The 11,239-nt window shown below is 66.5% G+C and carries 8 protein-coding genes; 1 reads left to right on the top strand and 7 read right to left on the bottom strand.

Going from position 1 to position 11,239, the window contains the following annotated elements:
* Together ACF07D_RS01005 and ACF07D_RS01000 are read right to left on the bottom strand one after the other, a co-directional pair.
* A complete protein-coding gene (locus tag ACF07D_RS01005) occupies positions 1 to 834 on the bottom strand; it encodes an HpcH/HpaI aldolase/citrate lyase family protein (RefSeq protein ID WP_255809413.1) in 834 nt (277 codons plus the stop codon).
* Complete coding sequence (locus ACF07D_RS01000) at positions 819 to 1,604, bottom strand: fumarylacetoacetate hydrolase family protein (RefSeq protein ID WP_391503572.1); 786 nt, start codon at positions 1,602 to 1,604, stop codon at positions 819 to 821. Before ACF07D_RS01000 ends, ACF07D_RS01005 begins: the two co-directional genes overlap by 16 nt.
* A 174-nt stretch (positions 1,605 to 1,778) precedes the next feature.
* On the opposite strand from ACF07D_RS01000, the gene ACF07D_RS00995 reads away from it, so the two are divergent.
* A complete protein-coding gene (locus ACF07D_RS00995; protein WP_391503571.1) occupies positions 1,779 to 4,103 on the top strand; it encodes a DEAD/DEAH box helicase in 2,325 nt (774 codons plus the stop codon).
* A 92-nt stretch (positions 4,104 to 4,195) separates the two neighbouring features.
* Here the strand turns inward: ACF07D_RS00995 and ACF07D_RS00990 are convergent, their stop codons facing one another.
* The 5 genes from ACF07D_RS00990 to ACF07D_RS00970 all read right to left on the bottom strand — a co-directional run bounded on the left by ACF07D_RS00990 (position 4,196) and on the right by ACF07D_RS00970 (position 11,183).
* Positions 4,196 to 5,608, bottom strand: a complete 1,413-nt coding sequence (locus ACF07D_RS00990; protein ID WP_391503570.1) for an aldehyde dehydrogenase family protein — start codon at positions 5,606 to 5,608, stop codon at positions 4,196 to 4,198.
* A gap of 61 nt (positions 5,609 to 5,669) precedes the next feature.
* Positions 5,670 to 7,778, bottom strand: coding sequence for a primary-amine oxidase (locus ACF07D_RS00985; protein WP_391503569.1), 2,109 nt, complete (start codon positions 7,776 to 7,778; stop codon positions 5,670 to 5,672).
* Positions 7,779 to 7,899: 121 nt separating this feature from the next.
* On the bottom strand, positions 7,900 to 8,835 hold the full coding sequence (locus ACF07D_RS00980; RefSeq protein WP_391503568.1) for a helix-turn-helix domain-containing protein: 936 nt from the start codon (positions 8,833 to 8,835) through the stop codon (positions 7,900 to 7,902).
* Between the two features lie 79 nt (positions 8,836 to 8,914).
* On the bottom strand, positions 8,915 to 10,291 hold the full coding sequence (locus ACF07D_RS00975) for an FAD-binding oxidoreductase (RefSeq protein ID WP_391503567.1): 1,377 nt from the start codon (positions 10,289 to 10,291) through the stop codon (positions 8,915 to 8,917).
* Between the two features lie 100 nt (positions 10,292 to 10,391).
* Positions 10,392 to 11,183 carry an IclR family transcriptional regulator gene (locus ACF07D_RS00970; protein WP_391503566.1) on the bottom strand — a complete coding sequence of 264 codons (792 nt, stop codon included), beginning with the start codon at positions 11,181 to 11,183 and terminating at the stop codon, positions 10,392 to 10,394.
* Positions 11,184 to 11,239: the final 56 nt, after the last annotated feature.

Raw genomic sequence — 11,239 nt, 5'->3', positions numbered from 1 at the left:
CTAGTAGCTGGCGCGTGGTGTGGCAGCGCCACCCGAAGAAGCGCCACCAGGTTCAGTCGGGATGAACTGTTCGACGAGCGCTTCGGTCGCGCGTGCGAGAAGCGCGACATCGGCGCCCACCGCGACGAAGTTCGCCCCGGCCTCGATGTAGCGCTCCGCCTGCTCTGGGACGAACGCGTTCACCCCGACAGGTTTGCCAGCGGCTCGCGCGGCCGAAATGACGTGCAACACCGCGTCAATCACGGCCGGGTGTGACTGCTGGCCGAGAAGGCCCATCGAGGCGGCGAGGTCTGCCGGGCCGACGAACACGGCGTCGACGCCGTCGACGGCCACGATGCGCTGCACGTCACTCACCGCCGAGACCGACTCGATCTGCACGGTCACGCTCACCAGGTCGTGTGCCCGAGTCAGGTAGTTTTCGACGCGATTCCACCGTGCGGAGCGTGCGAGTGCCGAACCGACCCCGCGGGTCCCTTCGGGTGCATAGCGCGTTGCCCGTACGACCTCCTCGGCCTGTTCCGCCGAGTCGACCATCGGGATCAGTAGATTCTGTGCCCCGAGGTCGAGAAACTGCTTGATTGTGACGGTGTCGCCGTAGGGTGGGCGGACCACGACCGTCGCCGGGTATGGCGCCATCGCGTGCAGCTGTGCGAGCAGCGACTCAAGCCCATTGGGGGAGTGCTCGGCGTCGAGGAGCACCCAGTCGCAGCCGCTTCCTGCGACGATCTCGGCGTTCACGGCGCTGCCAGCGGTTGCCCACAGCCCGATCAGTGCACGATCGGACTCGGCGAGGCGATCGCGGAGTGTCGGCGGAAGTTCTAGATGAATCGGCACGTTACTGACCCCAGTCCGTTGTAATCTGCGTGCACGGTGTCGCCGCGCTCGACCCACATGGGCTTGGTGAAGGAGCCCGCAAGGATGATTTCGCCGGCCTCGAGTGACTGCCCGTGCTGGGCAAGCTTGTTCGCGAGCCATGCCACTCCGAGCGCGGGGTGCCCGAGCACGGCGCCAGCGACGCCCGAATCCTCGATCGTCTCGTTGCGGTACAGCAGCGCTGGCACCCAGGTGAGGTCAACATCGTCGACCTTCACTGGCCGGCCGCCCACGACCATCGCGCCCATCGCGGCGTTGTCCGAGATGGTGTCGACAATCGTGCGGCCCTCGAGTTCTAGGTGCGAGTTCAATACCTCGAGCGCTGGGACGACGTACGCTGTTGCGTCGAGCACGTCGAACAGCGACACGTTTGGGCCGGCGAGCGGCTTCGCAAGCACGAACGCGAGCTCGACCTCGATGCGAACATTTGAGAAACGGTCGAACTCGAGCGTTGCGCCCGACTCGAAGACCATATCGTCGTGGATCACGCCATAATCTGGTTCGGTGATTCCTGTCGCGACCTGCATCACCTTCGACGTGAGGCCAATCTTGTGGCCAACAAGGCGGGCCCCAGCGGCGATGCGGCGATCAGACCATTCCTTCTGGATCGCGTACGAGTCCTCGATCACCATGTCGGGGTAGCGAGACGTGAGTCGGGGGAGCACCGCGCGGTCGTGGTCCGCTTGGACGAGTTCGTCGGCAATCGATGCGATTTGAGAGGGATCGAGCACAGGGGCCTCCGCTTCTTCGGGGTGTGGTGCGTGGTGTGCGGCCCCGGCTGGGAGATCCAGTCGCGGCCATATCTCAGATCGTATACGATCCGAGTCCTGTGTTCTAGCCCAGACCGCCGGGGTGATGCGCGAGAGTGTTCCTCGGCGTTTGCCATGAGGGTGTAGACTGATACGATGCCCTCTTCCGAGAACACCGCGCCCGAGTCCGCAGACGAGACCATCGCTGCCGAGACCGCAACCGCTGACGCGCAGACCGAGACGCCAGAAGCGACTTCTGAGACTGCACCTGTGACTGCTCCCGAAACTTCATCCGATTCATCGACCGATTCCAGCCCTGCCGCTGAGCCCGCTTCCGAGAAGCCGGCCCCAGCCGCAGAGGCCGACGCTGAACGCGTGACATTCGCAGACCTCGGCCTCGCGCCGAAGGTGCTCGAAGCGATCACCGCGGTCGGCTACGAGACCCCGTCCGCCATTCAGGCTGCGACGATCCCGACCCTCCTGTCAGGGCGCGACGTCGTCGGCCTCGCGCAGACCGGTACTGGCAAGACCGCTGCGTTCGCGCTGCCGATCCTGTCGCGCATCGAGCCCGGCCAGGGCGTGCCGCAGGCCCTCGTGCTCGCGCCGACCCGTGAGCTCGCTCTCCAGGTGTGTGAGGCCTTCGAGAGCTTCGCGTCGAAGCTTCCCGAGGTGCACCTGCTTCCCGTCTACGGCGGTCAGGCGTACGGGCAGCAGCTCTCGGCGCTGCGCCGCGGCGTCGACATCGTCGTGGGTACCCCGGGCCGCATCATGGATCACCTGAAGCGCGGCTCGCTCGACCTCACACAGATCAAGTACCTCGTGCTTGATGAGGCCGACGAGATGCTGAAGATGGGCTTCGCAGAAGACGTTGAGACGATCCTCGCCGATACCCCGCAGGAGAAGCAGGTCGCGCTGTTCTCGGCCACGATGCCGAACCAGATTCGCCGCATCTCGCAGCAGTACCTCAACGATCCGCGCGAGGTGAAGATTGCCGGCAAGACGCAGACCTCCTCAAACATCACGCAGCGGTACATCGTTGTCTCCTACATGCAGAAGGTTGACGCGCTCACCCGCATTCTCGAGGTCGAAGACTTCGATGGCCTCATCGTCTTTACGCGCACCCGAGGCGATTCCGAGCAGGTTGCCGAGAAGCTCCGCGCACGCGGTTACTCGGCTGCCGCGATCAACGGCGACGTGCCGCAGAACGTGCGCGAGCGCACGGTGCAGTCACTGAAGGACGGGCGCCTCGACATCCTCGTCGCCACTGACGTCGCGGCGCGCGGTCTCGACGTCGAGCGCATCAGCCACGTCGTGAACTTCGACCTGCCGATCGACACCGAGTCGTACGTGCACCGCATTGGCCGTACGGGCCGCGCTGGCCGCTCTGGCGACGCGATCAGCTTCGTCACGCCTCGCGAGCGTCGCATGCTCACGTCGATCGAGAAGGCAACGAAGCAGACGCTCACGCAGATGCAGCTGCCCCGTGTCGAAGAGGTCAACGCGACCCGCCTCACCCGCTTCGACGACGCGATCACCGCGGCGCTCGGGGAGACGGACCGCATCGAGCGCTTTCGCGACATCATCGACCACTATGTGCGTCACCACGATGTTCCCGAGACCGATGTCGCGGCAGCGCTCGCGGTTGTCTCGCAGGGTAAGACGAAGCTGCTGCTTGACGAGGCAGACGACCAGAAGTTCGCGCGTGACCGCCAGCAGGCTGCCCGCTTCCTCGAGGACGGTCAGCGCCACAGGGATCGCGGAGGCCGCGACGATCGTGGCGGCAGGTTCGACCGCGACAAGCGTGAGCCGCGCGCGCAGCGCGATGACTTGCAGATGTACCGCATCGAGGTCGGACGTCGTCAGAAGATTCAGCCGGGCCAGATCATCGGTGCGATCGCGAACGAGGGTGGCCTCACCCGCGACGACTTCGGTCGCATTCAGGTGCGCGATGACTTCTCGCTTGTTGAGCTCCCGAAGAAGCTGTCGGCCGAGACGGTGGCCGCGCTTGCAGACACCCGTATCAGCGGCAAGCTCATTGAGCTTCGCGAAGACTCTGGCCCAAGCCCGCGTGGCAAGGGCTGGGAAGATCGCGGCGATCGCGGTGGGCGCGGCGGCGACCGCGGCGGCGACCGAGGCGGGTACCGCGGACGCGATGACCGTGGCGGTGACCGTGGTGGGTACCGCGGGCGCGACGACCGTGGCGGTGACCGTGGTGGGTACCGCGGCGGCAACGACCGCGGCGGCGACCGTGGTGGGTACCGCGGCGGTAACGACCGTGGCTACGGCGGCGAGCGCGGCGATCGCGGTGGCAACGATCGCGGATACGGTGGCGATCGCGGCGGGTACCGCGGACGCGATGACCGTGGGGATCGCGGCGGCGACCGCGGCGGACGCGGGGGCTACGGCGGCGATCGTGGCGGCTACGGCGGAAACGACCGCGGGAATGACCGTGCTGACGGCAAGCGCAAGCCGCGCTGGTAACTAGCGCAGGCGTAAGTAGCGCAGATGAGGAGGGCCTCCCGGGACAATCGTCCCGGGAGGCCCTCCTCAATTGTGTGGGGCGCACCGACGGGTTAGCCGCTGATGACGTGCGGCTCAGCGACGGCCTTCAAACCGAGCACGCCAAACTCCCTGCCGTAGCCCGACTGCTTTGCCCCGCCGAACGGGATCATCGGGTGCAGGCCGCCGTGCGAGTTGATCCAGGTCGTGCCAGCCTCGAGCCGTGCCGCGACCTCGAGCGCCTTGGCGCGGTCAGACGACCAGACGGAGGAGCCGAGGCCAACCTCGAGTTCGTTCGCGAGCGCGACAGCCTCATCGACATCGGAGTACCGGATGATTGGCAGTGCGGGGCCGAACTGCTCCTCGAGCACGAGTTCTTGGTGGGCATCGATGTCGGCGATGAGCGTCGCCGGGTAGAAGTTGCCGACGGCCTCTCGGTCTGGGTTCCCGCCGAGCACAACCCGCGCGCCCGAGGCCTTCGCCGATTCGACGAGCCTGTCGACGATGTCGAACTGCGCACGGTTCTGTAGCGGCCCGAGCACGTTCTGTTCGTCGAGTCCCACACCCATTGGCACAGCCGCGGCCACCGCCGCAAGCTCCTCGACGACAGCGTCGTACACCGAGTCGTGCACGTACAGGCGCTTGAGCGCGGCACATGTCTGGCCAGTGTTGATGAACGCGCCCCAGAATAGATCCTCAGCGATCGCCTTCGGATCTACGTCGGGCAACACGATCCCCGCGTCGTTTCCGCCGAGCTCGAGCGTGAGCCGCGTCACGTTCGGGGCCGAGGCTTCGATGATGCGCTTGCCGACCGGGGTGGACCCAGTGAACATGATCTTGCCAATCTTCGGGCTGCGCGTGAGCGCGTCGCCGACGGTGCGGCCCGGGCCCGGCACGATGTTCAGTACGCCTTTCGGGAGCACTGTGTTCATCACGTGCACGAGCGCGAGCACGGAGAGGGTCGTTGTCTCCGCTGGCTTCAGCACGACAGTGTTGCCCATGCGCAGCGATGGGGCGATCTGCCAGATCGAGATCATCATCGGCCAGTTCCATGGCGAGATCGCGCCGACGACGCCGATCGGGCGGTAGTGCAGTTCGGCGTAGCCCGACTCGTCATCCACGACAACCTCGACGGGGAGCGGGGTGTCGGCTGCGGCCCGCGTCCACGCGACGCAGCCGCCGACCTCGAACCTCGCGTTCGGGCCGTTCAGCGGCTTGCCCTGCTCACGCGAGAGCAACTCGGCGAGCGGCTCAGCGTGGGCTTCGATTGCGTCGGCCGCGCGGTTCAGCATCTCGCTCCGCGCCTCGTAGCCGAGCGTTGCCCATTCTCGTTGGGCCTTCTCTGCCGTGTCAATCGCCGCTTCGAGCGCTGCGACGTCGCTCACCGGCGCCTGCCCGATGACCGCGTCGGTCGCTGGATCGCGAACCTCGCGGCTGTCGCCGCTGTTTGCGGTCACGGCGGCGAGTAGCTCTTCGTAGCTCAACATGTGGGTTCTCCATCTGTGAAAGGGTGAGTAAAAGTCGACGTTGGAGCGTGGTGGTTCGCCGCTACGCGCGCGGCCGTCCGCACGCACAGGCCGCGCCGCCGCAACGGCATGACCCGCCTGCGCAGCAGCCGCATCCACCGCCAGCGCAGCACCCGCCTGCGGCCCCGGCGTTGGGCCCGGAGTCGCCCGCGCAGGAGGCGCCGGCGCGAGCGTCTTCAGGGAGGTTCATCGCCGGGTTTTGGTCGAGGAACCCGTGCGGCTTGAACCAGAAGCCCGAGTAGTCAACCGGCATGATCGGCCAGTCTTCGGTGCGGGGGATGTGCGTCGGCCCGAACGAGTGCCAGAGCACGATGTCTTCGCCGTCGAGCGATCTGTCTGCCGCTGTCCACGCGGGAAGCCCGGCGCCCGGCTCGTGCGCGTTGGGGTAGAAGCCTGCAGGGTAAAGCTCTTCGGCGTCGTACTGCGTGCCCCACAGGTGCTTCGTCGCGAACGCCGCGCGCCCGTGCACGGTCGCCTCTGGCTGCGCCGCGAGCAGCATCTTGCCCTCGGGGATCAGCCAGTACGCGGTCGGCTTACCAACGTAGTTTGTGCGGTGAGCGGAGCGCACCTCCCATACCCGTGATGACAGCCCGTTCGCGATCCGCTGCGCCTCAAGCTCGCTGGTGAGCTGCGTGCTCGTCCAAGTGAACGCGTTGCCGTATGGATTCTCGGGGCCCGTCGGAATCCCTGCCGCCTCGATCTCGTGCAGCGTGTTGTCCTCGCCGTCGATTGCGACATCGAGTCGCACGCAGAAGATGTGCTGGTGCACGGGAGTGAAGATGCCTGGCGCGATCTCGGGACCGTGCGGATTCTCGCTGCCAGGGATCCCGGCGCCGGCGAACACGATGCCTGTGGCCTTCGCTTCCATCTGGATCGAGCCGTCGAGGTAGAAGTACCAGAAGAACCCGTAGTCGTAGTTGCCAATTGTGGTGAAGTAACTCACGACGAGCCTGCGGCTGCGCCGTGTTTCGGCGTTGCCCGCGAGGTCTGTGTGCTTCCAGAGGACGCCGTAGTCCTCTTCGTGCATGCAGACGGCCTGCGGTATGACGACTGGGTTGCCGTGGTCGTCTGGGACGAACGCGTCGAAGTAGTGGATGACGCCGAGGCAGTCGCATCCGAGCGCGAGCGAGTTCGCGTTCTTGCCGAGCAGGTATTCACCCGCGTCGAAGTAGCTGATCCAGTGCCGGCTCACCGACGTGTCGCCGTACGGCACGACCATCTCGGGCACGCTTGCGCGGGTCGCGACCGAGCGATCCTCATCGCCGTCTCGCCACGTGAGCTGGTTGAGCACGAGGCCTTCCTGCTGGTTGAAACCGATGCGGAACTTCCAGTTCTCCCACTGCACCAGGCTGCCGTCGACGGAGAACGACGGGCCCTCGGGCTGGGTGATCTCGATCGGCTTGAGAGAGGTGCGCACCGGGCCCTGCACGTCGAGCGTGTAGTTGCCGTGCTGCTCAGGGACGGGCACGTCGCCCTCGTCGTCGAGCCTGAAGACTCGCCGCTCGGTGAGGTCAACGTGCGCGACGAGGCCCTCGATCGGGTGCGCCCACGGGCTGTCGTTCTCGGAGAACCGCAGGTAGGTATGCGAGCGGACGATTCGCTTGCCGACCTCGTCCTCGCGGCCGAAGAAGCCTGGGGCGAGCGGCGAGCAGAACGCGAGCTCAATGTGCTCCTCGAGCCCTCGGCGGCGCATCGCAGCCTGCCATTCGGGGGAGGCTTTCACGATGTCGGCCGCGTCATCGTATTCCTCGAAGAGGTACTGCGGCTGCCCGTAGGGTGCCTCGCCGTTCGGAATCACGGTGAGCGAGTCGACCTCGCCGCGAGTCACCGAAACGATCGCCTCCGACGCGACCCCCGTCGAGCGTTCGAGGAGCGTTACCCTGATCCTGCGATCCATCGGGTCGCCCGTGCGCCACGAGGCGAGTGCGTCTTTCGCGGGATCTACGGGGAGCATCCTGGGCACCCGTGTGTGCTCGGAGAAGTGGCCGGCATCGACGAGGATCGCGCGCGCCGCGGCGATCTCGTCGCCGGTGAGCGGGTCGAGCGGGTGCCGCACCTCGGTGGGCGTCGTGATCCGCTTGCCGTGCGTGTGCGTGACATCGGGGGCATGAATGCCTGGAACGTGCGTCATTGAAACCGTCCTTGTCGCCGTTGAGGGAGTGAACTCACCTCAGTATCGCAACCGGCCGCTTCGTTGGCTTGGACGTGGGCGCAGCCACGTTGACGGGCGGTGATCGAAGTCACGCCCAAGGCTAGACGCCGCGAAACTCCCGCGGCGAGACTCCGTGGGCCGCCTTGAATAGCCGGCTGAAGTGCGCGGCGTCGCTGAACCCCCACCTCGTCGCAATGGCTGCGACGGTGCGATCGGACAGTGCCGGATCGCGGAGGTCTGCGCGGGAACGCTCGAGCCTGCGTTCCCTGATCCAGCTCGAAACCGTCGTGTCTGCACTGCGAAACAAGACGTGGAGGTGGCGTTTTGAGATGTAGTGCGCGGCTGCGATCGACCCGGGCGATAGCTCGGGGGAGCCGAGGTTGTCGTCGATGTAGCCGCAGATGCGCTGCAGCAGCAACTGGTGCGGGTCGCGCTGCTCTGGCGAGGCGTCAAGCACGTCGGCGAAGAGCGTGCCGAGCAAGTCGAGGCTCGTGTGCGCGAGTTTCGCCCTCACGCCCTCGGCGAGCGGGGTGAGCCTGGCGGGGAACTGCGACAGGTAGGTCGAGACAATCGGCACGAGCCCAGGGTGCTCTTCGGCGAGCGGCGCCGCAATGAGCTGGTCGGTGAGCGATGCGGGCAGCTCGAGACGGTCTTTCGGGAACATGACGATCAGTGTTCTAAACTCGTCGGCGAACTCGAGCGTGTACGGGCGAGAGGTGTCGTAGATTGCGAGGTCACCAGGCCCGATGACGAGCTCCCGGCCATCCTGCACCAGGTGGCCGGAGCCCGACAGCATGAGACTCACCTTGTAGAAACCGGAGCCACCGTCAGCGATACTCGCCGCGGTGCGTTCGACGATGTGCGGGAGCGCAGCGATCTCGGTGAACGCAATGCCGTCGGTGTCGAGCGACTCCATGCTTGCGCTGAATGGCGCGCCGCGGCGCTCTCGCTCCCTCGTGACCTCCAGTGGCACGAACGAACTCGAGACCATGCCCCGGAAAGCGCCGAGGCTTTCCAAGACGGTCAGCCCACTCATGGGGCACAGACTACCCCGAAAATCTCGAAAGACCAGCCTGAGGTGTCGCGGAGTGCTCGACGGCACGCCGTTTCAGCGGTCACCCGTAGACAGCGCCGGGGTTGAGGATGCCCTCGGGGTCGAGCGCGCGCTTGATGCGGCGATTGAGCTCCATGACGTCGGGCCCGAGGTAGTCCGCGAGCCAGGGTTGCTTCATTCTCCCGACGCCGTGTTCGCCGGTGATGGTTCCGCCGAGGCTGATTGCGAGCTCCATGATTTCGCCGAATGCGAGATCGGCGCGGGCGCACTGCGCCGGGTCGCTGGGGTCGGTCACGATGAGCGGGTGTGTGTTTCCGTCGCCAGCGTGGGCGACGACGGCGATCGGCACCTCGCGCCGGGTAGCGATCTCGCTGATGCCGGTGACCAGGTCGCCGAGCCTCGGAAGCGGCACCCCAACATCCTCAAGCAAGAGCGTGCCACGGCGCTCTACGGCAGGAATCGCAATTCGGCGTGCGATGGCGAACGCCTCGCCCTCCTCAGCATCGGATGTCGCGAAGCACTCCGACGCCCCGGCTGCGGTGCAAATTTCGTTCACGCGCTCGATGAGCGTTGCCGCGTGCTCGCCTGGCTCGTCGCACTGGACGACGAGCATAGCTGCGGCGTCGCGGTCGAGGCCCATCCTGGTCTCATCCTCGACCGCGTTCACGGTCTCCCGATCCATGAACTCAAGCATTGCTGGTCGCATCTCAGCGGTGATCCCGAGTACTGCCGAGGTCGCAGATGCGAGGGTGGGAAACGCTGCCACGAGCGTGGTGCGGGCCCCCTGCGCGGGGATGAGGCGCAGCGTCACCTCGGTGATAACGCCGAGCGTGCCCTCGCTCCCGACAAACAGCTTGGTGAGCGACAGTCCGGCAACGTCCTTGAGCCTGGGCCCGCCGAGCGTGACTGCTGTGCCGTCGGCGAGTACGACCGTCATTCCGAGCACATAGTCGGTCGTGACTCCGTACTTCACGCAGCACAGCCCTCCTGCGTTCGTCGCAACATTGCCGCCAATCGAGCAAAACTCGAACGACGAGGGATCCGGCGGGTACCAGAGCCCATGCGCCGCTGCCGCGGCCTTCACCTCAGCGTTGAGTGCGCCGGGCTCGGCGGTCGCGGTGCGCGTGGCCGTGTCGATCGTGACTGACCGCATCCGATCGAGTGAGAGCACAATGCCGCCTTCGACGGCGGAGCTTCCGCCAGACAAACCGGAGCCCGCGCCGCGTGGTACGACAGGCATGCCGGCCGCTCCGGCGATCCTGACCGCCTGCTGGACCTCCGTCGTCGTCGAAGCTCGAACGACGGCGAGCGGGACTCCGGCGTTCGGGTCCCGTGCGCGATCCCACCGGTAGGCCTCCATGGACGCTGGGTCGGTGACGAGCGATTCCGGCGGGAGCGCTGTCGCGAGGGCTGCGAGTGTGTCGGCTGCGTGCATCATTGAACTGCCTTCCATCGTCGGACTCCGGTGTCCGTACCGGAGTGGGGCCGGTTGCGACGGGATGCTAGCAGGCCGCGGTGTGTGGCCGACCCCTTTCGGCCTAGCGCGCGCCTCCGCCGAGGCGGGCGGCTGCGCTCTGCAGCGCTGCGACTACCTGCGGCACCATCTCGTCGGTGATTCGTGCGGCGGGGCCCGAGACTGAGAGCGCGGCTGGAGGAGTTGCGCCAGGCACGGCGACGGCAATGCAGCGGACACCGATCTCGCGCTCGCCGTCGTCGAGCGCGTAGCCGCGCCCACGGGTGTCTCGTAGCTCGCGGAGGAGCTCGGTGACAGTCGTACGCGTTGTGGCCGTGTATTTCGGAAGTCCGGTGGCCTCGAGGATCGCACGCACCCGCGTCTCGCTCAACGTCGCGAGCATCGCCTTGCCGGCACCCGCCGCGTGTGGCAGAACCCGGCGGCCGACCTCGGTGAACATTCGCATCTGGTGCCGCGAAGGTTGCTGGGCGACGTACACGGCGTTCGTGCCGTCGAGCACGACAAGGTTTGCCGTCTCCTGCGAGAGCTCTTCGAGCTCGCGAAGCATGGGCTGCGCGCGCACCGCGAGCTCGGGCGCAGCCCGGTTGCCGAGCGCGATGAGGCCCGGCCCGAGGCCATACTCTCGCCCGGCAGTTTGGCGGGTGTAACCGAGCTCTTGCATGGTCTTCAAGAGCCGGTGGGCGGTGGGCTGAGCGAGCCCTGTGCGCTCGGCAAGTCGCTGCAGTGACATGGGCTCGGATTGCGCCGCGAGGGCCTCGAGGAGCGCGAAGGCGCGCGCAACTGACTGGACTTGGCCGGGCGGCGCCGTGTCGCGCTGCGCCGCTTCAACTTCGGGTTCTCCGATGCGTTTCTCCACGAATTCCATAATACGGAATCAACATTCCAAAACAACCCCGAAGCCCATATGGTTGG

This window comes from Leucobacter sp. NPDC015123 (assembly GCF_043080205.1).
Classification (GTDB): domain Bacteria; phylum Actinomycetota; class Actinomycetes; order Actinomycetales; family Microbacteriaceae; genus Leucobacter; species Leucobacter aridicollis_A.
Note: the sequence above shows the minus strand (reverse complement) of the source record. Positions and strands in the feature narration are given on the sequence as shown.